The organism is Palleronia pontilimi (genome assembly GCF_016412875.1).
GTDB lineage: Bacteria > Pseudomonadota > Alphaproteobacteria > Rhodobacterales > Rhodobacteraceae > Palleronia > Palleronia pontilimi.
Genome location: NZ_JAEKPD010000016.1, coordinates 74137 through 96501, shown reverse-complemented (window position 1 = coordinate 96501; position 22365 = coordinate 74137). Strand labels below are relative to the sequence as shown.

The 22365-nt window shown below is 68.0% G+C and carries 25 protein-coding genes; 22 read left to right on the top strand and 3 right to left on the bottom strand.

Annotation, left to right across the window (positions count from 1 at the left end; all coding sequences use genetic code 11):
• The first annotated feature begins 137 nt into the window (after positions 1–137).
• From ILP92_RS15275 to ILP92_RS15220, 12 genes are all read left to right on the top strand, one after another.
• Positions 138–2096, top strand: coding sequence for an AMP-binding protein (locus tag ILP92_RS15275; protein WP_198917279.1), 1959 nt, complete (start codon positions 138–140; stop codon positions 2094–2096).
• 55 nt (positions 2097–2151) lie between these two features.
• Positions 2152–2970 carry an ABC transporter ATP-binding protein gene (locus tag ILP92_RS15270; RefSeq protein WP_198917278.1) on the top strand — a complete coding sequence of 273 codons (819 nt, stop codon included), beginning with the start codon at positions 2152–2154 and terminating at the stop codon, positions 2968–2970.
• A gap of 60 nt (positions 2971–3030) precedes the next feature.
• Positions 3031–3435: a hypothetical protein gene (locus ILP92_RS15265; RefSeq protein WP_198917277.1), complete on the top strand. Its 405-nt coding sequence runs from the start codon at positions 3031–3033 to the stop codon at positions 3433–3435.
• Positions 3436–3531: 96 nt separating this feature from the next.
• Entirely contained in the window at positions 3532–4518 is a 987-nt protein-coding gene (locus tag ILP92_RS15260) for a branched-chain amino acid ABC transporter permease (protein WP_198917276.1), read from the top strand.
• 201 nt (positions 4519–4719) lie between these two features.
• Complete coding sequence (locus tag ILP92_RS15255) at positions 4720–5796, top strand: branched-chain amino acid ABC transporter permease (protein WP_198917275.1); 1077 nt, start codon at positions 4720–4722, stop codon at positions 5794–5796.
• 78 nt (positions 5797–5874) lie between these two features.
• Positions 5875–7158, top strand: coding sequence for an ABC transporter substrate-binding protein (locus tag ILP92_RS15250; RefSeq protein ID WP_198917274.1), 1284 nt, complete (start codon positions 5875–5877; stop codon positions 7156–7158).
• A 69-nt stretch (positions 7159–7227) separates the two neighbouring features.
• The gene (locus ILP92_RS15245; RefSeq protein WP_198917322.1) at positions 7228–8073 is read left to right on the top strand and encodes an ABC transporter ATP-binding protein; all 846 of its coding nucleotides are present in this window, start codon (positions 7228–7230) and stop codon (positions 8071–8073) included.
• 135 nt (positions 8074–8208) lie between these two features.
• Entirely contained in the window at positions 8209–9420 is a 1212-nt protein-coding gene (locus ILP92_RS15240) for a phenylacetate--CoA ligase family protein (protein WP_198917273.1), read from the top strand.
• A 5-nt stretch (positions 9421–9425) separates the two neighbouring features.
• Positions 9426–11075, top strand: coding sequence for a peptidoglycan-binding domain-containing protein (locus ILP92_RS15235; RefSeq protein WP_198917272.1), 1650 nt, complete (start codon positions 9426–9428; stop codon positions 11073–11075).
• On the top strand, positions 11072–11566 hold the full coding sequence (locus tag ILP92_RS15230) for a DUF6173 family protein (RefSeq protein ID WP_198917271.1): 495 nt from the start codon (positions 11072–11074) through the stop codon (positions 11564–11566). The genes ILP92_RS15235 and ILP92_RS15230 overlap by 4 nt, the downstream gene beginning before the upstream one ends.
• Before the next feature lie 56 nt (positions 11567–11622).
• Positions 11623–11757, top strand: a complete 135-nt coding sequence (locus tag ILP92_RS15225) for an aa3-type cytochrome c oxidase subunit IV (protein WP_198917270.1) — start codon at positions 11623–11625, stop codon at positions 11755–11757.
• Positions 11758–11785: 28 nt separating this feature from the next.
• Positions 11786–12376 (top strand): hypothetical protein, encoded by a 591-nt coding sequence (locus tag ILP92_RS15220; RefSeq protein WP_235971473.1) that lies wholly within the window; start codon positions 11786–11788, stop codon positions 12374–12376.
• Positions 12377–12383: 7 nt separating this feature from the next.
• Here ILP92_RS15220 and ILP92_RS15215 read toward each other — a convergent pair whose 3' ends face one another.
• Positions 12384–12707: an AzlD domain-containing protein gene (locus ILP92_RS15215; RefSeq protein WP_198917268.1), complete on the bottom strand. Its 324-nt coding sequence runs from the start codon at positions 12705–12707 to the stop codon at positions 12384–12386.
• The gene (locus ILP92_RS15210) at positions 12704–13411 is read right to left on the bottom strand and encodes an AzlC family ABC transporter permease (RefSeq protein ID WP_198917267.1); all 708 of its coding nucleotides are present in this window, start codon (positions 13409–13411) and stop codon (positions 12704–12706) included. Before ILP92_RS15210 ends, ILP92_RS15215 begins: the two co-directional genes overlap by 4 nt.
• 60 nt (positions 13412–13471) lie before the next feature.
• On the opposite strand from ILP92_RS15210, the gene fdhD reads away from it, so the two are divergent.
• The 5 genes from fdhD (at position 13472) to ILP92_RS15185 (ending at position 17933) form a co-directional block, all read left to right on the top strand.
• Positions 13472–14311 (top strand): formate dehydrogenase accessory sulfurtransferase FdhD, encoded by an 840-nt coding sequence (gene fdhD / locus ILP92_RS15205; RefSeq protein WP_235971471.1) that lies wholly within the window; start codon positions 13472–13474, stop codon positions 14309–14311.
• Positions 14312–14402: 91 nt separating this feature from the next.
• The gene (gene mobA, locus ILP92_RS15200) at positions 14403–15005 is read left to right on the top strand and encodes a molybdenum cofactor guanylyltransferase MobA (RefSeq protein ID WP_198917265.1); all 603 of its coding nucleotides are present in this window, start codon (positions 14403–14405) and stop codon (positions 15003–15005) included.
• A complete protein-coding gene (gene mobB, locus ILP92_RS15195; RefSeq protein WP_198917264.1) occupies positions 15002–15496 on the top strand; it encodes a molybdopterin-guanine dinucleotide biosynthesis protein B in 495 nt (164 codons plus the stop codon). The genes mobA and mobB overlap by 4 nt, the downstream gene beginning before the upstream one ends.
• Positions 15493–17607: a molybdopterin-binding protein gene (locus ILP92_RS15190; RefSeq protein ID WP_198917263.1), complete on the top strand. Its 2115-nt coding sequence runs from the start codon at positions 15493–15495 to the stop codon at positions 17605–17607. Before mobB ends, ILP92_RS15190 begins: the two co-directional genes overlap by 4 nt.
• A gap of 131 nt (positions 17608–17738) precedes the next feature.
• Positions 17739–17933 (top strand): hypothetical protein, encoded by a 195-nt coding sequence (locus ILP92_RS15185; RefSeq protein WP_198917262.1) that lies wholly within the window; start codon positions 17739–17741, stop codon positions 17931–17933.
• Between the two features lie 10 nt (positions 17934–17943).
• Here ILP92_RS15185 and ILP92_RS15180 read toward each other — a convergent pair whose 3' ends face one another.
• Positions 17944–18813, bottom strand: coding sequence for a branched-chain amino acid aminotransferase (locus tag ILP92_RS15180; RefSeq protein WP_198917261.1), 870 nt, complete (start codon positions 18811–18813; stop codon positions 17944–17946).
• Positions 18814–18963: 150 nt separating this feature from the next.
• Between ILP92_RS15180 and ILP92_RS15175 the strand changes: the two genes are divergently transcribed.
• The 5 genes from ILP92_RS15175 (at position 18964) to ILP92_RS15155 (ending at position 22265) form a co-directional block, all read left to right on the top strand.
• The gene (locus ILP92_RS15175) at positions 18964–19464 is read left to right on the top strand and encodes a MarR family winged helix-turn-helix transcriptional regulator (protein WP_198917260.1); all 501 of its coding nucleotides are present in this window, start codon (positions 18964–18966) and stop codon (positions 19462–19464) included.
• Positions 19464–20174 (top strand): response regulator, encoded by a 711-nt coding sequence (locus tag ILP92_RS15170; RefSeq protein ID WP_198917321.1) that lies wholly within the window; start codon positions 19464–19466, stop codon positions 20172–20174. The genes ILP92_RS15175 and ILP92_RS15170 overlap by 1 nt, the downstream gene beginning before the upstream one ends.
• Positions 20175–20242: 68 nt before the next feature.
• The gene (locus ILP92_RS15165) at positions 20243–21166 is read left to right on the top strand and encodes a histone deacetylase family protein (protein WP_438361559.1); all 924 of its coding nucleotides are present in this window, start codon (positions 20243–20245) and stop codon (positions 21164–21166) included.
• Positions 21163–21408: an exodeoxyribonuclease VII small subunit gene (locus ILP92_RS15160; protein ID WP_198917258.1), complete on the top strand. Its 246-nt coding sequence runs from the start codon at positions 21163–21165 to the stop codon at positions 21406–21408. The genes ILP92_RS15165 and ILP92_RS15160 overlap by 4 nt, the downstream gene beginning before the upstream one ends.
• Entirely contained in the window at positions 21405–22265 is an 861-nt protein-coding gene (locus ILP92_RS15155; RefSeq protein WP_198917257.1) for a polyprenyl synthetase family protein, read from the top strand. The genes ILP92_RS15160 and ILP92_RS15155 overlap by 4 nt, the downstream gene beginning before the upstream one ends.
• The last annotated feature ends 100 nt before the right edge of the window (positions 22266–22365 follow it).

Genomic DNA, 22365 nt, shown 5'->3' with positions numbered 1-22365 from the left:
GTGCCGCCCCTTTGCGTTTGTCGGGCAATGGCCGCACCTGTCCGAACGTCTTGGGTGGCCCGCTATTGATTCCTGTCGAAATGCTGTCAGGCTGATCCCCATACGAGCCGCGCAAAGCGGCCAGGGAGGACCACATCTTGAGCGAGACGCCCGTCTCCATCCCCGCGCTGCTGGCGCGGAACGCGGATCGCATCGGCGACAGGCCCGCCAATCGCGAAAAGGAATACGGGATCTGGCAAAGCTGGACCTGGGCAGAAGTCGCGGAAGAAGTCGAAGCGCTGGCGCTGGGCCTGCTGGATTTGGGGCTTGCAGTCGGCGACCGGGTGGTGATCTCGGGGCGCAATCGGCCGGCGCTCTACTGGGCGATGGTGGCGGTGCAACGCTGCGGCGCGGTGCCGGTGCCGATCTACCAGGACGCCGCGGTGGACGAGATCGCCTATCAGCTCGACCATTGCGGCGCGGTCATGGCCGTGGTGGGCGACCAGGAACAGGTCGACAAGCTGCTGGATGCCGCGGGCGACGCCGCGCCGCTGCGCCAGATGATCTATCTGGATCCGCGCGGCTTGCGCAAATACGACCACGCGAAGCTGACTTCGTTCGAGGACGTGCAGAAGGCGGGCCGCGACGCGCGCGACCGGCTGCTGCCCGAGCTGGACAAGCGTACCGAGGCGCTGAGCTTGGATGACATCTGCGTCATGCTCTACACCTCGGGAACGACGGGGCGGCCCAAGGGCGTCATCCTGAGCAACCGCAACATCATCGAGACCTCGAAAGCGTCCTGCGAGTTCGATCACCTGACCGAAGCCGAGGACGTTCTGGCCTACCTGCCCATGGCGTGGGTGGGCGATTTCATCTTCTCGATCGGGCAGGCCTATTGGGCGGGCTTCTGCGTCAACTGCCCCGAAAGCCCCGACACGATGCAGGTCGATCTGCGCGAGATCGGCCCGACCTATTACTTCGCCCCGCCCCGCGTCTTCGAGACGCAGCTGACCAACGTGATGATCCGGATGGAGGACGCGACGCGCATCAAGAAGGCGCTGTTCGACTACTTCATGGACCATGCCCAGCGCGTCGGCCCCGACATCCTGGACGGCAAGCCCGTGAGCACCTGGGACAAGCTGAAATACCGGGTGGGCGAGCTGGTGATCTATGGCCCCCTGAAGAACACGCTGGGGTTCAGCCGCATCCGCGTGGGCTATACCGCGGGCGAGGCGATCGGCCCCGAGATCTTCGACTTCTATCGCGGCCTCGGCATCAACCTGAAGCAGCTTTACGGGCAGACCGAGGCGTCGGTCTTCATCACCCAGCAGCCCGACAACGAGGTGCGGTCCGACACCGTGGGCGTGGCGTCGCCGGGGGTCGAGATCCGCATCGACGACAAGGGCGAGGTCTTCTACCGCTCGCCCGGCGTGTTCGCGGAATACTACAAGAACCCCGAAAGCACCGCCGACACCAAGGATGCCGACGGCTGGGTCGCCACCGGCGACGCGGGCTTCTTCGAGGAAGGCACCGGTCATTTACGCATCATCGACCGCGCCAAGGACGTGGGCAAGCTGGCGGGCGGCGGGATGTTCGCGCCCAAATACGTCGAGAACAAGCTGAAGTTCTTCCCCAACATACTGGAAGCCGTCGTCTTCGGCGCGGGGCGCGAGACCTGCGTCGCGTTCCTGAACATCGACCTGAACGCGGTGGGCAACTGGGCCGAGCGCAACAATATCGGCTACGGCTCGTACCAGGAGCTGTCGCAGCATCCCCGCGTGCTCGAGATGATGCGCGACCATGTGGCCGAGGTGAACGAAAGCATCGCCCAGGACGACATGCTGTCGGGCTGCCAGGTCCACCGCTTCGTGGTGCTGCACAAGCAGCTGGACGCCGACGATGGCGAGCTCACGCGCACCCAGAAGGTCCGCCGCGCGGTGATCGGCGAGAAGTTCGCCGACATCCTGGACGCTTTGTATGGCGGCAAGGACGAGATCTATACCGAGACGGAAGTCACCTACGAGGACGGCCGCAAGGGCCAGATCAAGGCGACGCTGAAGATCCAGGACGCGCAGGTGTTCCCGGTGGGCGGCCAGGTGCAGGAGGCGGCGGAATGACGGATCGACGCTCGGCTTCGCCATCGCCCCACCCGCCATCCCGCGAGGTCGCGCCATGAAAGACACCGCCGACAGCCACGTCACCGAGGACGGCCGCACCATCGGGGGCACGCTTCTGGATCTCAGGGGCATCACGCTGCGCTTCGGGGGGGTCGAGGCGATCAAGAACATCTCGTTCGACATCCGCCAGGGCGAGATCCGCGCCATCATCGGGCCGAACGGGGCGGGCAAGTCGTCGATGCTCAACGTCATCTCGGGGTTCTACAACCCGCAGGAAGGCGAGGTCTGGTTCCGCGGCGAAAAGCGCCCCGCCATGAAGCCATTCCAGGTCGCGCGCTCGGGTGTCGCGCGCACGTTCCAGAACATCGCGCTCTTCGACGGGATGAGCGTGCTCGACAACATCATGACGGGTCGGCTGAACGACATGCACGCGGGCCTGGTCGCCCAGATGATCTGGAAGGGCAAGGCCGAGCGCGAAGAGGTCGAGAACCGCGCCCGCGTCGAGCGGATCATCGACTTCCTGGAAATCCAGCACATCCGCAAGACGCCCGTGGGCCGCCTGCCTTACGGTCTGAAAAAGCGCGTGGAGCTCGCCCGCGCGCTGGCCGCCGAGCCGGACCTTTTGCTGCTGGACGAGCCGATGGCCGGCATGAACGTCGAGGAGAAGGAGGACATGAGCCGCTATATCCTGGACGTCAACGACGAGATGGGCACCACCATCGCCCTGATCGAGCACGACATGGGCGTGGTCATGGACATCTCGGACCGGGTGGTGGTGATGGATTACGGCCGCAAGATCGGCGACGGCACGCCCGACGAGGTGCGCAACAACCCGCAGGTGATCGACGCCTACCTGGGGGTCGCCCATGATTGACCGGACCGTATCCGCGCCCTGCCGCGTTCGCCTCGTATCACCCTTTAGGAAGGATACGAGATGACGGACCTGACATGGCAGAAGAAGACCCTGGCCGAAGCCCTGGGCGATGACCGGGGCCTGCCCGACTGGGCGGGGCAGATGGTGGCGAAGTTCCGCCCCGAGGACCTGGACGAGCTGCGCCAGAACGAACGCGAGGCGGTGCTGGGTGCGCTTGGCCGCGTCGCCCGGCAATCGCGGGACGCGCGGCAGACCGATTTCCATTCCGACGATGCCAACCGGCCCGCATGGGTCGAAGGCGATATCGACTGGGGCCTGCGGGCCGCCCGCGCCGCATTGGAGGCACAGCCCGCGGGCGAGCGATCCGAGAAGGCGAACGAACTGCTGGGCGCATGCACATGCCCGTCGGCGACGGGGCCCAACCCGGGCCGCGATGCCTCGACCCCCGGGACGCAGCACGAATAGACGAACGGCCGGGAAGGGGCGCGCCCAGCCCCTTCTTCGATTCCAGACTGAGCCCGAAGCGATACCGGGCAGGGGCGGCACGAAAGGGACCACGCGATGCCAGACCAGTTGCTTTTCGCCATCGAGGTGACGCTGAACGGACTGATGGCCGGCGTACTCTACGCGCTGGTGGCGCTGGGCTTCGTGCTGATCTTCAAGGCTTCCGGGATCTTCAACTATGCCCAAGGGGTCATGGCGCTGTTCGCCGCGCTGACGCTGGTGGGGATCATGGAAGGGCAGGTGCCGTTCGAGCACCTGATCAACGCCACCTTCGGCACCGAGATCCACGGCTTCGGCTGGGAGGTGCCCGCGCTGCTGGCGATCCTGCTGACCATGGTGACCATGGTGCTGTTCGCCTGGCTGGTGAACTGGCTGGTGCTGCGCCACCTGGTGGGCCAGGAGCCGATCATCCTGTTCATGGCGACCATCGGCCTGGCCTATTTCCTGGAAGGCTTCGGCGACATGATGTGGGGGTCGGACATCAAGGCGCTCGACGTGGGACTGCCGCAGGGCATCAACAGCTGGATCGACGAGACCACGCTCGACCTGTTCGGTTACGGCTTCTTCATCGACAACCTGGACATCGCCGCGACGATCATCGCCGCGATCCTGGTGGCCGTGCTGGTCGCGTTTTCGCAATACACCAAGCAGGGCCGCGCGCTGCGGGCGGTGGCCGACGACCACCAGGCCGCGCTGAGCGTGGGAATCTCGCTCAACTTCATCTGGGTGCTGACCTGGTCCATCGCGGGCTTCGTGGCGCTGGTGGCGGGCATCATGTGGGGCACCAAGTCGGGGGTGCAGTTTTCGCTGAGCCTGATCGCGCTGAAGGCGCTGCCGGTGCTGATGCTGGGCGGCTTCACCTCGATCCCCGGCGCCATCGTGGGCGGGCTGATCATCGGGGTGGGCGAGAAGCTGTTCGAGTTCCTCGTGGGCCCGCTGGTCGGGGGTGCTACCGAGAACTGGTTCGCCTACGTGCTGGCGCTGATTTTCCTGGTGTTCCGCCCGCAGGGCCTGTTCGGGGAGCGGATCATTGAACGTGTGTGAGGACCGGACCGGCGCAGCCGGCGATCCGTCCAGTGGACGGATCGAGGTACGAACGGGCGGAGCCCTGAAGGCTGTGTCGGCGGTGGGCGCGAGGGGGCTCTGCCCCCGCCGCTGCGCGGCCCCCCGGGATATTTCCAAAAAGATGAAGACAGGGTGGGTGCTGACCGACAGCGCCCGCGAGACCGACAGGGAGGCCGCGTGATGCTTTACCGCGAAGCGGGCGATTTCAAGACGACCTATACCGGCGACAGCCAGACCTTTCCGATCCGGCTGGACCGCTGGGGGTATTACCTGATCCTGGCGGTCGCGGCGCTTCTGGTGCCGCTTATCATCAACGATTACTGGCTGAACGCGGTGATGCTGCCGCTTCTGATCTATGCCATCGCGGCGCTGGGGCTGAACATCCTGACGGGCTATTGCGGGCAGGTGTCGCTGGGCACGGGCGGGTTCATGGCGGTGGGCGCCTATGCCTGCTACAAGCTGATGACCGCGTTTCCCGACATCAACATCGCCATCCACATCGTGATCTCGGGCTTCATCACCGCGGCCGTGGGGATGCTGTTCGGCCTGCCATCCTTGCGGATCAAGGGCTTCTACCTGGCCGTGGCGACGCTGGCCGCGCAATTCTTCCTGGTCTGGCTCTTCAACCGGGTGCCGTGGTTCTACAACTACTCGGCCTCGGGCCAGATCAGCGCGCCAGAACGCACGCTCATGGGCTTTCGCATCACCGGGCCGGAAACGCAGGCCTGGGCGGTCTATCTGTTCTGCCTGGTCTTCGTGGTGGCCAGCGCCTGGATCTGCCGCAATCTCACGCGCGGGTCCATGGGGCGCAAGTGGATGGCGATCCGCGACATGGACATCGCCGCCGAGATCATCGGCGTGAACCCGCTGCGCGCGAAGCTCAGCGCCTTTGGCATCTCGTCGTTTTTCGTCGGCATCTCGGGCGCGCTGTTTTTCGCCGTCTACCTGGGCGCGGTCGAGGTGGGCGAGGTCTTCGGGATCAACAAGTCCTTCCTGGTGCTGTTCATGGTCATCATCGGGGGGCTGGGCTCGATCCTGGGCAGCTTTTTGGGCGCGGCCTTCATGGTGCTGATGCCGGTGCTGCTGAAGAACGTGCTGGTGGGCGGGCTGGGCTGGCCCACGGACCTGGCGGCGCATCTCGAGTTCATGATCGTCGGCGGATTGATCGTGTTCTTCCTGATCGTCGAGCCGCATGGCCTGGCGCAGCTCTGGCGCATCACCAAGGAGAAGTTGAGATTGTGGCCCTTCCCGCACTAGGGTCGGGCATGGAAAGACGCCCCCGAAAGGGCGCATCGGAGAAGTGTCCTCAATCAGGGGACCTAGGGAGGAAGACCAATGAAGAAGATCCTGACGACCCTGGCGCTGGGCGCCACGCTGGCCGCGGGCCCCGCGCTGGCCGAGCTGACATTCCCGTCGCTCAGCTACCGCACCGGGCCCTATGCCGCCAACGGCATTCCCTTCGCGGATGGCTACGCCGACTATTTCGCCATGCTGAACGCGCGTGACGGCGGCATCGGCGGCGAGCGGGTCAACCTGATCGAGTGCGAGACCGGTTACAACACCGAGAAGGGCGTCGAGTGCTACGAGGCGACGAAGGGCGAGGGCGCGCTGCTCTACCAGCCGCTGTCGACCGGCATCACCTACCAGCTGATCCCGCGCGTCAGCGCCGACGGCATCCCGATGCACACGCTGGGCTACGGCCGCACGAGCGCGTCGAACGGCAAGGTGTTCCCGTGGGTCTTCAACTACCCCGCCACCTACTGGGACGGCGCGTCGGTGGCCATCAAGTACCTGCTGGACGAGAACGGCGGGTCGCTCGAGGGCAAGAAGATCGCGCTGGTCTATCACAACTCGGCCTACGGCAAGGAGCCGATCCGCACCCTGTCCGAGCTGGCCACCGAACACGGCTTCGAGCTGATCGAGCTGCCCGTCGACCATCCCGGCCAGGAGCAGAAGTCGCAATGGCTGCAGATCCGGCGCGAGCGTCCCGACAACGTGCTCATGTGGGGCTGGGGCGTGATGAACCAGGTCGCCGTGCAGGAGGCCGCCAACATCCGCTATCCCATGGACCAGTTCATCGGCATCTGGTGGTCGGGTTCGGAAAACGACGTTAAACCCGCGGGCGACGGCGCCGACGGCTACAAGGCGCTGAACTTCCACGCCGTGGGGTCGGATTTCGAACTTTATGACGACCTGGAGGAACACGTCTGGTCGCAGGGCAATGCCGCAGGCGCGGGCGATCAGGGCGGCACGGTGCTTTACAACCGCGGCCTTTATGCGGCGATGATCGCCGCCGAGGCCGCGCGCAAGGCGCAGGAAATCCACGGCGTCAGCGCCATCACGCCCGCGCAGATGCGCGACGGGCTGGAGCAGCTGGAGATGACCGAGGAGAGCATGGCCGAGCTGGGGCTGGCGGGCTTCGGTCCCACCTTCAGCGCGTCCTGCGAGAACCACGGCGGGTCCGGCAAGGCCGCGATCAACCAGTGGAACGCCGGTGAGGGCCGCTGGGAGGTGCTGACCGACTACATCCAGTCCGACCAGGAGCTGATCGCGCGCCTGGTGGAAGAGGATTCCATGGCCTACGCCCAGGAAAACAACATCGAGCTGGCCTGCCAGTGACGTGACCCGGGCCCGGGCGGCGCGTCGCCCAGGCCTTTTTTCGCCAGACAGGGGATGCCCGCGATGACCATGACCGACGCCGCGACCACGCCTGCGGACAGTGCCGGGACCGAGGACGCGCTTCTGGACGTGCGCAACATCGAGGTCATCTACAACTCGGTCATCCTGGTGCTGAAAGGCGTCAGCCTGAGCGTGCCCAAGGGCGGGATCACGGCACTTCTTGGGGGCAACGGCGCCGGGAAGACGACCACGCTGAAGGCCATCTCGAACCTGCTGAAATCCGAGCGCGGCGAGGTCACGAAGGGGCAGATCCTCTATCGCGGGGAACGGGTGCAGGATCTGCTGCCCTCGGACCTGGTCCGGCGCGGCGTCATCCAGGTGATGGAAGGGCGCCACTGCTTCGAGCATCTGACCATCGAGGAGAACCTGATGACCGGCGCCTATACCCGCGGCGATGGGCGCGCCCGGGTCGAAGAGGACCTGGAGCTGGTCTATACCTATTTTCCCCGGCTGAAGGAGCGGCGGAAGTCCCAGGCCGGGTATACCTCGGGCGGCGAGCAGCAGATGTGCGCCATCGGCCGCGCGCTGATGAGCCGCCCCGAGACGATCCTGCTGGACGAGCCGTCGATGGGCCTTGCCCCGCAGCTGGTCGAAGAGATCTTCGGCATCGTGAAGGATCTGAACGAGCGCGAGGGCGTGAGCTTCCTTCTGGCCGAGCAGAACACCAACGTCGCGCTGCGCTTCGCCCGTCGCGGCTATATCCTGGAATCGGGGCGCGTGGTGATGGATGGCAAGGCCAGCGACCTGCGCGAGAACCCGGACGTGAAGGAATTCTACCTGGGCATGTCGGACGAGGGGCGCAAGTCGTTCCGCGACACGCGCTCGTACCGGCGCCGCAAGCGCTGGCTGGCTTGACGGCGGAAGCGAGGGGCACTGCCCCTCGCGCTCCCCGAGGTATTTCGGGAAAGATGAAGGGGGCAGGGGCGCGCGTTATCGTATAACGGGCCTGCGTCTTTGCCTGTCGGGGGCCCGGGCCCATATGGAGGATTCATGATGGACGAGCTTGAAACCCGCAGCGCCGAGCGGCGCGCGGCCGACCTGGCAAGGGCGCTGCCCGAGCAGGTGGCGCGCGCGCAGGCGCTGGACGGAAACGGCGCGCTGCGCGGGCACAGCCCCCGCGGCGTGACGGACCGCGCCGCGCTCGCAGCGTTGCCGGTGCTGCGGAAGTCCGACCTGGTGGCGGCGCAGACCGACGCGCCGCCCTTCGGGGGCTACGCGGGGCCATTATCGGGCTTCAGCCACGTGTTCCAGTCGCCTGGACCGATCTACGAGCCCGGCCGGATCGACGGTGACTGGTTCCGGCTGGGCCGATTCCTGCGCGCCTGCGGCATCGGCGCGGGCGATGTGGTGCAGAACTGCTTCGGCTACCACCTGACGCCCGCGGGGATGATGTTCGAGTCCGGCGCGCGGGCCGTCGGCGCCACCGTGCTGCCCGCGGGCACCGGACAGACCGAACTGCAGGCGCGCGCGGCCGCGCAGCTGGGGGTCACGGCCTATGCGGGCACGCCCGATTACCTGAAGGTGATCCTGGAGAAGGCGGACGAATTGGGGCTGGCGCTGGGCATCACCCGCGCGGCCGTATCGGGCGGGGCGCTGTTCCCGTCCTTGCGCGAATCCTACGCGGAGCGCGGCATCGCCTGCCTGCAATGCTACGCCACCGCCGACCTGGGCAACATCGCCTACGAATCCGAGGCCATGGAGGGCCTGATCGTCGACGAGGGCGTGATCGTCGAGATCGTGACCCCCGGCACCGGCGATCCGGTTCCCGACGGCGAGGTGGGCGAGGTGATCGTCACCACGCTCAACCCCGACTACCCGCTGATCCGCTTCGCCACGGGCGATCTGTCCGCGGTGTTGCCAGGGCCGTCCCCGTGTGGGCGGACCAACATGCGCATCAAGGGCTGGATGGGCCGCGCCGACCAGACCGCCAAGATCAAGGGCATGTTCGTCCGACCCGAACAGGTGGCCGACCTGATCGCGCGTCACGCGGACGTGCAGCGCGCCCGGGTCACGGTGACCCGCGACGGCGATGCCGATGCGATGTCCGTGGCGCTTGAAACCGACGCCACGGACCCCCACGCCTATGATGCCAGCATCCGCGAGACGTTGAAGCTGCGCGGCACCGTCACGCTGGTGGCGCCTGGATCGCTGCCCCGCGACGGTATCGTCATCGAAGACAAACGCGACTACGAAAAAGGATAATTCCCATGCACCTGGCCCGCCTGACCGCCCTGATTTGCCTGCTCGCCCCCGCCGCCTGGGCCGAGGACGCGGCGCTTGTCGTCGGCAATGCGCGTTACGCCGAGCTTGCCAACCTGCGGCAGGGCGATGCGGTCGTCCGCGCCGCCCGCGCGCTGGAAGAGGCCGGTGTCGACGCCCAGGTGCTGCGCAACGCCGAACGCGACGAGATCGGCGTCGCCCTGCGGCAGCTGGAACAGCAAAGCCGCAGCGCCGACGGGCTTCTGGTGGTGCTGTCGGGGCGGTTCGTCCACTCGGATGCCGAGACCTGGTTCCTGCCGGTGGACGCGGAAGGCGCGTCGCTGGTGGACGCCACGCTCAGCGCCATTCCCCTGTCGACGGTCATGAGCCTGATGACCAACGCGCCCACGCGCGCGGTGCTGCTGCTGGGCACCGACCTGGCCAAGCGCGATCCTGTGGGCAACGGTCTGAGCAGCGGCCTGGGCGCGCTGGAAATCCCCCAGGGCGTCACCGTCATCCGCGCCGGAACCCGCGCGGCGGGCGCGATCCTGTCTGACACGCTGGCCAAGCCCGGAGCGTCGATCCGCGAACGGGTCAGCGGGGACAACAATGCCAGCGTCGCGGGCTTCGTCACGCCCGATCTGGCCTTCCTGTCGGACGAGGCCGCGCGCGATGCGGTCGAGCCCGCCGTCCCTCAAGACGACGGCGAGTCCGCCGAACGCCAGCTTTGGACGCGGATGCGCGACCGCGACAGCGTGGACAGCTACACGCTTTACCTCGACAGCTATCCCGACGGGCTGTTCGCCGACGAGGCGGCCGAGCGGCTTGACGCGCTGCGCGACGAGCCCTTCGCCGACGAACGCCGCGCCGAAGAGGCGCTGGCGCTTGACCAGGCCGCGCGGCAGGCGATCCAGCGCGACCTGGTGCTTCTGGGCTACGACACGCGCGGAATCGACGGGGTGTTCGGACCCGGCACGCGCGGCGCGATCGAAGGCTGGCAGGGCGCCAATGACCGGGACCGGACGGGCTATCTGACGCGGCCCATGATCCAGGATATCGAAGAGCAGGCCCGCCGCCGCGCCGCCTTGCTGGAAGAAGAAGAACGCGCCCGCAAGGCCGAGCGCGCCCGTGCCGAAGACGCCCTCTGGGACGAAACCGGACGGGGCCGCGATGTCGACGGGCTCGGGCGGTTCCTGGACCGGTTCCCCGATGGAAGATACGCGGCCGAAGCCCGCGAACGGCTGTCCGAGCTGCGCGGTGAAGACGCCCTGGCGCGCGACACGCAGGCCTGGAACCAGGCCGAGCAAGCCAACTCGATCGCGGCCTATGACGATTACCTGCGGCAATTCCCGCAGGGACGCTTTTCGGCAGCGGCCCGCGACCGGATCGCGGCCCTGCGCCAGGACAGCAGCGAAAACGACGCGGCCCGCCAGGCGGAGGACCAGCTTGGCCTGAACCAGATCACCCGTCGCGCCGTCGAGCAGCGCCTGGCCGCCGAAGGCTACGACACCGGGCCCGTGGACGGCACGTTCGACGGCCAGACCCGGCAGGCGATCCGGCGGTATCAGCAAAGCGCGCAATTGCCCGCCACGGGATATCTGAACCAGATCACCGTGGTGCGCCTGCTGGCCGACAGCGTGCGGCGCGTCCTGCAATGAGCGCCGATCGGATCGAGACCGCCGCCGAAGCGATGGAGGCCGAGGCCCTGCCGCACGCCCATGTCGTCCACACCGATCCGGATGCGAAAAGCACCGAGGATGAGCCCCTGCCCAAAAGCGTGACGGCCAAGCCGCAGAAGGCCAAGAGCCCGGCCGAATGGGCGTATCAGCGCATGGTTCTTTACATCAAGAACTTCGAAGAGCAGCTGGACGACCAGCACGAGATCGCGATGGCGTTCGCGGGCGATGCGTCCGGTGTCATGCGGATCGAAGGGATGGGCTATTTCGACCCGGACATCATCACCTTTTACGGCACCGACCCCACGGGCGCGCGCACGCAGCTGGTCCAGCATGTCAGCCAGTTGTCGGTGATGTTGCGCGCGCTGCCGAAAGGCGTCGCCAAAGAGGCCCCGCGCCGGATCGGATTTCGGCTGGTGGACGATCTGGACGCGCAGATCACGGTGCGCTCCGAACCGCAGAAGGGGTCATGACAGGGCCCGCGGAATCGTCTATGACGCGCTCGGACTGACACGAAGGGACAGGCAAGATGGCCAAGCATTCTCATGGCTCCATGGATATCAAGACCCAGGAAAAGACGTTTCAGAGCTTCATCACCTGGGTGACGCGCACCACGATCGTCATCATCGTGGCCCTGATCCTGCTTGCGCTGATCAACGGCTGAGTTCCCCATGCGTGTTCTGATTACGATTATGTCGCTCGTTCTGCTCGCGGCCTGCAGCGGCGCGGACGATTTCAATCCCGCCCCCATGGTCGAGGTGCAGCGCCGCGCCTACGTCCACGAAGCGCCTGCGTCGATCTCGCTCTACACCATCATCAGCAACGAAAACGGCGAAGGCGCCCATACCGCGCTGCTGATCAACGGATCGCAACGGGTGCTGTGGGATCCGGCCGGATCGTTCCGCCACCCGTTCGTGCCCGAGCGCGGCGACCTGCATTACGGGATCACGGAAGATATCCGAAAAGCCTATATCGACTACCACGTGCGCGACACGCACCACATGATCGTGCAGGAAACCACGATCAGCCCGGCCGTGGCCAACGCCCTGATCGCCGAAGCGGCTGCCAACGGTTCGGCCAATCGCGCGACCTGCGCCAATTCGACCAGCCGCATCCTGCGCGAGGCGGGACTGGACGTGTCGCGGACGTGGTTTCCGAAATCGCTCATGCGGGATTTCGGCGCCCTGCCGGGGGTGAGCACCCGCAAGATCGACGAAAGCAACGTCGATACCAGCCACAACGTCAATTTCGGCGACTCGCCGACACCCATCCCGGTGTACTGACGGCCGCTCAGCCGAGCAGCCACAGAAACGTGTACAGGCTGGCCGCGCCCGCGCCGATGGCGGCCAGCATGTTGCGCGTCGCCAGCCCCACGCCAAGCGTGATCGCCGCCGCCAGTCCGCGGGCCGGATCGAACGCGCCGCCGGTGGCCGCGGGCGTCAGCACCAGCGGCGCGACGATGCCCGGGAAGATCGCGACCGCCGTGTAGCGCAGCAGCTTCAGCACCAGCGCGGGCATCGGGCGCGATCCGATGAGACCCAGGAAGGAAAAGCGGATCAGGTAGGTCCCGGCGCCCAGGGCGACGATGACGATCCAGACGGTCGCATCGCTCATGCCGCGCGCTCCTGCCAGGTTTCGATCGCCGCGCCCGCGGCCATGGCCGCCATGGCGGCCAGAAGCAGGCCGACGCCCGCGGGAAGGCCCGCGAAGGCCAGGCTCAGGACGATGCTCACGAAGGCCGCGCCCAGATGCGCGAGCGTGCGCAGCATCGGTCCCAGCATCGCGATGAAGGTCAGCGGCAGCGCGAAATCCAGCGCCCAGGCCTCGGGCACGCCCGATCCCAGCAGCGCGCCCGCCAGTGTGGACACGTACCAGAGCGGCACGATCGGCGTCGCCACCCCGAAGAACAGCGCCAGCTTGGCGTCGAGCGGCATCCCGTCGCGCGGCTCGTAGGCCGCGGTCGCTGCCGCGTAGGTCTGATCGACCATCAGGTAGGACACGCAGGCCCGCTTCCACAGGGGGGCCTGCCCCAGGTGCGGGACCAGTGCCGCCGAATACATCGCCATGCGCAGGTTCACCGCCAGCGCCGTCAGCACCACGAGCCAGGTCTGCGCGCCCTCGCCCATCAGCGACAGCGCGGTGAACTGCGCCGCCCCCGCGATGACCAGCGCCGAGAAGCCCATCGTCGCCCACAGGTCCAGCCCCGCCTCGGTGGCGACGACGCCGAACAGCATTCCGAAGGGCACGATCACCAGCGTGAAGGGCAGGCCCAGCAGAACGCCCTCGCGGAATGCGGATTTCTGGGTGGAGCCTGCCATGGCAACGTCCTAACCTGTCACGAACGCAACACGCTTGGCCCAGCCCCCATGGAAGATCAAATGCATTCTGGTGATGACGGTTATCTCATCGCGCCCGACCCCGCGCGCCCGGGCCTGACCCGCGCGGTGACGGGCGTGGATCACGACGGCCAACGCCAGGAAATCGCCGTCGTCGAAGAGCGGCCACTGACGATCTATCTCAACGGCCAGGAAATCGTCACCGCCATGACCATCGGCGACTATCCCGATTACCTGGCGCTGGGCTTCCTGCGCAACCAAGGCATGCTGCGCGACGGCGAGACGGTGACGGGCGTCGATTACGACGACGATCTGCAGGTGGTCGTGGTGCGCACCGACAGCCCCACCAGCCACGAGGAGAAGCTGAAGAAAAAGACCCGCACCAGCGGCTGCGCCGTGGGCACGGTGTTCGGCGACATGATGGAAGGGCTCGAAGGGCTGACGCTGCCCGCCGCCGAAGTGCGCACCAGCTGGCTTTACGCGCTGGCCGACCGGATTAACCGCACGCCGTCGCTCTATCTGGAAGCGGGTGCGATCCACGGCACGGTCCTGTGTCACCGCGACCGCCCGCTGGTCTACATGGAGGACGTGGGCCGCCACAACGCCGTCGACAAGGTGGCGGGATGGATGCTGAAGCACGGGGCCGAGCCGTCGGACAAGATCCTTTACACGACGGGGCGGCTGACGTCGGAGATGGTCATCAAATGCGCCCATATGGGTATCCCGGTCCTGGCCTCGCGCTCGGGCTTCACCGCCTGGGGCGTCGAGATCGCGCAGCAGGTGGGGCTGACCCTGATCGGCCGGATGCGCGGGCGGCGGTTCATGTGCCTTGCGGGCGAGGACCGGCTGATCCGGGATGCCGACCCCAAGGCGGCGACGTGATCCTATCGGCTGATCCCCGGGGGCGATTTTTCGCAGGAAAAATCGTGGAAATTTTCGGTGAAAATTTCGCCCGGCTTCCGCGGTGGATGCCATGAAGGCCCCGCTGGGCGTGATCTTGGCCGGCGGGCAGGCCACCCGCATGGGCGGCGGCGACAAGGGGCTGTTTTCGCTGGGCGACCGGACCATCCTGGACGAGGTGATCGCCCGGCTGGCGCCGCAGGTGGCGGGGATCGCGCTGAACGCGAATGGCGATCCCGCGCGCTTCGCGGATCTGGGCCTGCCGGTCCTTCCCGACAGTGTCGACGGCTTCGCGGGGCCGCTTGCGGGCGTGTTGGCCGGGCTCGACTGGGCGGCGGGGCAGGGGGCCGACCAAATCGTCACCGTCGCCGCCGACACGCCGTTCTTTCCCTGCGACCTGGTCCCGCGCCTGCAACTGGCGGCCGAGGACGCGCCCATAGCACTGGCCGCCACCCGCGATGGCGACCGCGTCCACCGCCACCCGACCTTCGGCCTCTGGCCCGTGGCGCTGCGCGACGACCTGCGCGCGGCGCTGGGCGCTGGGACGCGCAAGGTCGTCATCTGGACCGACCGCCACGGCTGCGCGCAGGCGCTGTTTCCCACGGACGCGGGCGATCCGTTCTTCAACGTCAACACGCCCGAGGACCTGGCCCGCGCGCGGGACATGGCGCGATGAAGCTTTACGGCGTGACCGGCTGGAAGAACGCTGGCAAGACCGGCCTGATGGAGCGTCTGGTGGCCGAGTTCACGGCACGCGGGCTGGCGGTCTCGACCCTGAAACACGCCCATCACAGCTTCGACGTGGACCATCCCGGCCGCGACAGCCACCGGCACCGCGTGGCCGGCGCGCGGCAGGTGCTGCTGTCGTCGGGCACCCGCTGGGCGCTCATGTCCGAGCTGCGGGGCACGCCCGAGCCGCTGCTGGCCGACCTGTTGGCCCGGCTGGACCCGGTGGACCTGGTGCTGGTCGAAGGCTGGAAGCGCGATACCCACCCCAAGGTCGAAGCCTGGCGCCCCGAGCCCGGTAACCCGCTGATCGCGCCGAATGACCCCACCATCCGCGCGGTCGCGGCGGGCGGGCCCGTCACCCTGTCTGACCGCCCGGTCTTCGCGCTGGACGACACGGCTGCCATCGCCGATTTCATCGCGTCCGAGGTCGGGTTGTGAGCGGCTTCGACACCATCATCGTGGCGGATTGGTCGGCGGCCCAGGGTGTGCGCAAGGCGGAGCGGGACGCGATCTGGATCGGCGTCAGCCGCGGAACGGTCTCCGAGCCGCCCGTCCACATGCCCACCCGCCTGGAGGCCGAAGCCTGGCTGGCCGACCGCATCGCGTCCGAGGTGGCGCAAGGCCGCCGGGTCATGGCCGCGTTCGACTTCCCCTTCGGCTATCCGGCGGGCTTCGCGCGGGCCGTGACCGGCGCCGACGACACGCTGGCCCTGTGGGACTGGCTGGCCGCGCGGATCACCGACGACGCGCGCGGCCGCAACAACCGGTTCGACGTGGCCTCGGAATTGAACCGCCTCTTCGGCGGCACCGGCCCCTTTTGGGGCAAGCCGCGCGAGGAGGCGCATCCCGACATCCCCTATCGCGGGAACGACCGGACCGGACACGGCATGGCCGAGAAGCGCGCCTGCGATCTGGTGGCCAAAGCGGCCTCGTCGGTCTGGCAGCTGGCCTTCCCGCCCACGGTCGGCAGCCAGGCGCTGATGGGGCTTCCCATGCTGTCGCGGCTGCGGCGGCTGGAGGGCGTGGCGGTCTGGCCGTTCCAGGACTGGCACGACGCGCCCGCCGTGCTGACCGAGATCTGGCCGGGCCTGATAGAAGGCGCGGTTCCCAAGGGCGGTGTCCGCGACCGCCACCAGGTGCGCCTGCTGGCCCACGCGCTGGCGGCCCTTCCGGACGACGAACTGCGCGCCATGATGGAAGTCGAGGCGCCCGAGGAAGGCTGGATCCTTGGCGCCGAGCACCGCGCGCGCCTGACCGCGCTCGCCGCGACCGCGCCGCCCGAGACTGACGCCCCGCCGCTTGCCCCGCCGCCCCTGTCGAACGACTGCTTCGCGCTGCCGCCCGGGGTCGCGTGGCAGCCGGTGGACGACGCGCTGGCGCTGCTGCGAGAGCGGCTGAAACCCGTGACCGGCTCCGAGACGGTGCCGACCGGAGACGCCGACGGCCGCATCCTGTCCGAAGACGCCATCGCCCGGCGCGCCAACCCGCCCGCCGCGAACACGGCGGTCGACGGCTTCGGCTTCGCCCATGCCGCGTCGGTGCCGGGCGCGAATGTGCTGCCGCTGGTGGCGGGACGCGCGGCGGCGGGCGCGGCCTATCCCCACGCGGTGCCGCCGGGCCACGCGATCCGCATCCTGACCGGCGCGCTGTTGCCCGAGGGCGTCGACACGGTCGTCCTGGAAGAGGACACGCGCAGCGATGGCGTCTCGGTCGCGTTCAACGGACCCGTCAAGCCGGGCGCCAACACCCGCAAAGCGGGCGAGGACGTGCAGGCCGGGGCGGTCGCCCTGACCGCGGGCCACCGGCTGCGCCCGCCCGACCTTGCGCTGCTGTCGGCCGTCGGTCTGGCGCAAGTCGCGGTGCAGCGCCGCCTGCGCGTGGGGGTGCTGTCCACCGGCGACGAGCTGGCCGCCCCGGGCAGCACCGAGGATCCTGGACGGACCTTCGATGCCAACCGCCCGATGCTGCTGGCCATGGCGGCGCGCTGGGGCCACGCGGCGGTGGACCTGGGCCATGTCCCGGACGACCGCGACGCGCTGCGGGCGCGGCTGGACGGGGCCGAGGTGGATGTGATCCTGACCTCGGGCGGCGCGTCGGCGGGCGACGAGGACCACGTGTCGGCCCTGCTGCGCGAGACCGGCAGCCTGACTGCCTGGCGGATCGCGCTGAAGCCGGGTCGTCCGCTGGCGCTGGGCGTGTGGAACGGGGTGCCGGTCTTCGGCCTGCCCGGCAACCCCGTCGCGGCCTTCGTCTGCGCGCTGATCTTCGCGCGTCCGGCGCTGTCGACGCTTGCGGGCAGCGGGTGGGTCGCGCCGATGGCGATGCAGCTTCCCGCCGCGTTCGAGAAGCGCAAGAAGCCGGGACGGCGCGAGTATCTGCGCGCGCGGATCGGGCCGGAGGGAGTCGAGGTGTTCGGCTCGGAAGGCTCGGGGCGGATCTCGGGGCTCAGCTGGGCCGACGGGCTGGTCGAACTGCCCGACGGGGCGGTCGTGGTGGCGCGGGGCGACCCGGTGCGGTTCCTGCCCTATGCGGGGTTCGGGCTGGGCTGACGGGCAGGGGGCGCCACCGCGCGCCGAAAAGCGCGCGCCATGGGCACGACGGGACGCGGCAGGTGAAATCCGCGCGCATCCGTGTTACAACCAGTGACCTGAACCCAGACCAGCCAAAAGGAGTGTTCGTCGTGTCACGTCATATCCTGGACCACGTTGGCCCCAAGCAATCGCCCCGCGCGGTCCGCAGTTTCCTGAAGATCCGCACGTCCGAGGCGCGCGGCGGCATCAGCCGCCTGATCGCCACGCTGGACCGCAAGCAGAAGCTGCGCACCGGCGCGCAGCTTCCCGCGTTCCTGAAGATCAAGCGCGGCCACCGCAGCTAGGCGCTTCGGGCTAGCTGCGCACCAGTTTTTCGTAGCTTTCGGCCACGTCGCGGGTCAGCGCGCCCACTTCGAAGCGGTAGTCGCCGATCTGGCCCACAGGGGTCACTTCGGCGGCGGTGCCGGTCAGCCAGCACTGCTCGAACCCTTCCAGCTCTTCGGGCATGATGTGGCGCTCGTGGACGGGGACGCCCTTGTCGCGCAGCATTCCCAGCACCGTCTGCCGGGTCAGCCCGTTCAGGAAGCAATCGGGCGTGGGGGTGTGCACCTCGCCGTCCTTGACGAAGAAAATGTTGGCCCCCGTCGCCTCGGCCACGTATCCGCGGTAGTCCAGCATCATCGCGTCCGAGCAGCCCTTCGCCTCGGCCGCGTGCTTTGACATGGTGCAGATCATGTAGAGCCCGGCGGCCTTGGCCTCGCAGGGGATCGTCTCGGGAGACGGGCGCTTCCACTTGGCGAGGTCGAGCTTCGCGCCCTTCATCTTGGCGTCACCGTAGTAATTGCCCCATTCCCAGGCCGCCACCGCCATGCGGACCGGGTTGCGGGCCGAGGCGACGCCCATGTCGGGCCCCGCGCCGCGCCACGCGATCGCGCGCACGTAGGCGTCGGTCAGGTTGTTGGCCTTCAGCGTCGCCTCTTTCGCGGCTTCGATTTCGTCCACCGAATAGGGGATTTCGAAGTCGATCAGGTTTGCCGAACGCCGCAGCCGTTCAGAGTGATCGCGCGAGCGGAAGATCTTGCCGTTGTAGCAACGCTCGCCCTCGAAGACCGAACTTGCGTAATGCAGCGCGTGGGTCAGGATGTGGACCTTGGCATCGCGCCATTCGACCAGCTGGCCGTCCATCCAGATCTTGCCGTCGCGGTCGTCATAGCCCCCGGTCATCGCGTGTCTCCCACCTGATTTGCCGATGTTGCGTGTTAATGTCCGTTTCGGACATAATGTTTCGTATTTTCCGAGTCTCGGCTAACAGTCGTGACTTGGAATGTCAACAAGGCTGACGTAATATGCCAAGGGGACAGCAGGGGACCGACCATGGACAACACGCGCGGCAGCGGCGAAAGCCTGTTATTCCTGACCGATGCCCATTTGCGGCGCGGGATCGAGGCGATGTTCTTCGCCTATCGCGGGTTCACCGCCGATCCCGACCGGATCCTGGCCGATCACGGCTATGGCCGCGCCCATCACCGCGCGGTCCATTTCATCAACCGCACGCCGGGCACGACGGTCAACAACCTGCTGGCCATCCTGGGCGTGACCAAGCAATCGCTGAACCGCGTGCTGCGCACCCTGATCGAGGACGGGCTGGTCGAAAGCCGCGTGGGCCGACGCGACAAGCGCGAACGGCACCTGTTTCTGACCGACAAGGGCGCAGCACTTGAATCCGAGCTGAGCGAGGCGCAGCGCGCACGGATGCGCGCCGCCTTCCGGGACGCAGGACCGCAAGCCGTTGCGGGGTTTCGCGCCGTGCTGGAGGCGATGATGGATCCCGAGCAGAAACACCAATTCGATGCCGTGCAGGAGGTGTCCGAATGATCCTCGATCCCGACGCCCACCTGCTGATCGTCGACGACGACGAGCGGATCCGCACGCTTTTGTGCAAGTTCCTGGCGCGCAACGGCTTTTATGTCTCGGGCGCGCGCGACGCGGCCCATGCGCGCCGCTTGCTCGAGGGTCTGGATTTCGACCTGATGGTGCTCGACGTGATGATGCCGGGCGAGAACGGCGTGGCGCTGACCCGCGATTTGCGCAAGACCCGCGACATGCCGATCCTGCTGCTCACCGCCAAGGGCGGCACGTCGGACCGGATCGACGGTCTGGAAGCGGGGGCGGACGATTACCTGGCCAAGCCCTTCGAGCCGAAGGAATTGCTGCTCAGGATCAACGCCATCCTGCGCCGCGTTCCGCATGAAGCCGCCGAGGACACGCGGCCGAAGGTGCTGCAACTGGGCCCGATCCGCTACGACATCGCGCGCGGCGAGCTTTGGCACGGGGACGAGATGATTCGCCTGACCTCGACCGAGGGGCAGCTGATGCGCATCTTCGCGGGCCAGGTCGGCGACACGGTCAGCCGCGCGCAGCTGATCGAGGATTTGGGCCGCACCGGTCCCGACGGCGAAAGCGCGCAGGACCGGGCCGTGGATGTGCAGATCACCCGGCTGCGCCGCAAGATCGAGGCCGACCCGAAACAGCCGCGCTATTTGCAGACCGTGCGCGGCGCGGGCTACGTTCTGATGAGCGACTAGCGAAGGCCGGGGGTTTCACACCCCCGGACCCCCCGTGAGGTATTTCCGGAAAGATGAAGGAGGGGCGTTTGCTCTATTATTCCACCGACGCGGGCCTGGCGCATGTCACGCCGCCGGGCCACCCCGAGCAGGTGGCGCGGCTGGAAGCGATCCGCGCCGCGCTGGCCGGTCTGGAAGGGCTCGATCGCCGCGAAGCGCCGGTCTGCGACGATTCCGACGTACTGCTGTGCCATCCGCAAGCCTACCTGTCGAAGGTGCGCGCCGCCGAGCCCGCCGAGGGCTGGGTGCAGCTCGATGCCGACACCCACATGACGCACGGCTCGGTGGAAGCCGCCCTGCGCGGCGTGGGCGGCTGCGTCGCCGCGGTGGACGCGGTGCTGTACGGCGACGCGCGCGCGGCCTTCGTGGGCTGCCGCCCGCCCGGCCACCACGCGGAACGCAGCACTGCCATGGGGTTCTGCCTGTTCGGCAATGTCGCCATCGCCGCGCGCCACGCGCTGGAGCGGCGCGGCCTGTCCCGCGTCGCCGTCGTCGATTTCGACGTGCATCACGGCAACGGCACGCAGGATCTGCTGTGGGACGAGGCGCGCGCGCTGTTCGTCAGCTCGCACCAGTCGCCGCTGTATCCCGGCACGGGTGCGCCGTCCGAGCGGGGCGCGCACGGCCAGATCGTCAACCTGCCCTTGGCGCCCTTCAGCGATGGCAGCGCCATGCGCGCGATTTACGAGGACCGCGTGTTTCCGAAGCTGCTGGACTGGGCGCCCGAGCTGATCCTGGTCTCGGCCGGGTTCGACGCCCACACCGACGATCCGCTGGCGCAGCTGGATTGGCAGACGGAAGATTTCGCCTGGCTCACGGGGCGGCTGGCCGACGTGGCGGACGCGGTTTGTGGCGGGCGCATCGTCTCGACTTTGGAGGGCGGATATGATCTGGACGCGCTGGGTGCGTCGGTGGCCGCCCATGTCACAACCCTGATGGAGCGCGACCCATGAGCGACGAGACCCCGGTGGAAAAGCTGTCCTTCGAGCAGGCCATGGCCGAGCTGGAACAGGTGGTCGCCAAGCTCGATTCGGGCGATGTGCCGCTGGACCAGTCCATCGCGCTTTACCAGCGTGGCGCGGCGCTGAAGAAAGCCTGCGCCGATAAGCTGGCCGAGGCCGAGGAAAAGGTCGCCCAGATCACGCTGGACGCCGAGGGCCAGCCCACCGGGACCGAGCCGCTCGACACGCAGTGACCTTTCCCGATCGCCTGAAGGACGCGGCCGTCCACGTGCAGGCGCGGCTGGACCGCGCCGTCACCGGCACCCAGCCGGTGCACGACGCCATGCGCCACGCGCTGTCGGGCGGCAAGCGGTTGCGCGGCTTCCTGGTGATCGAGGGCGCGCGGTTGCACGGCGTTTCGGACGCCATCACCGCCGCGGCGGCGATCGAGGCGCTGCACGCCTACAGCCTGGTGCATGACGACCTGCCCGCGATGGACGACGACGACCTGCGCCGGGGCCAGCCGACCGTCCACGTGAAATGGGACGACGCCACCGCGATCCTGGCGGGCGACGCGCTGCAGACCCTGTGCTTCCAGCTGCTCGCCGGTGACGACTGCCACCCCGACGCCGCAACCCGCGTGACCCTGATCGCGGAGATGGCCCTGGCGGCGGGCGCGCAGGGCATGGTGCTGGGGCAGGCGCTGGACATCGCCGCCGAATCGGCCGCCGTGCCGCTGGACCTGGACGCGATCACCCGGCTGCAGGCGGGCAAGACCGGCGCGCTCATGCGCTGGTCGGGCCGCGCGGGCGCGATCCTGGGCGGCGCCGATCCCGCGCCGCTGACCGCCTATGCCGACGCGCTGGGCCGCGCGTTCCAGATCGCCGACGACCTGCTCGACGTGGAAGGCGACGCGGGCACCACCGGCAAGGCCGTCGGCAAGGATGCCCGCGCGGGCAAGGCCACGTTCGTGTCGATCCTGGGGGCGGACGGGGCGCGCGCGCGGGCCCGCGAACTGGTCGACAGCGCCTGCGATGCATTGTCGCCCTATGGCCCGGCGGCCGATCCGCTGCGCGATTGCGCCCGCTTCGTCATCGCGCGCGACCGCTGATCCCGACGCCGCGGGGCGGTCTTCATCCGGCCGGAAAGATCCCGGTCCGCGATACCCTTGATCCAGCCGACATTCCCGTGATGTCCCTTTGCCACGCACC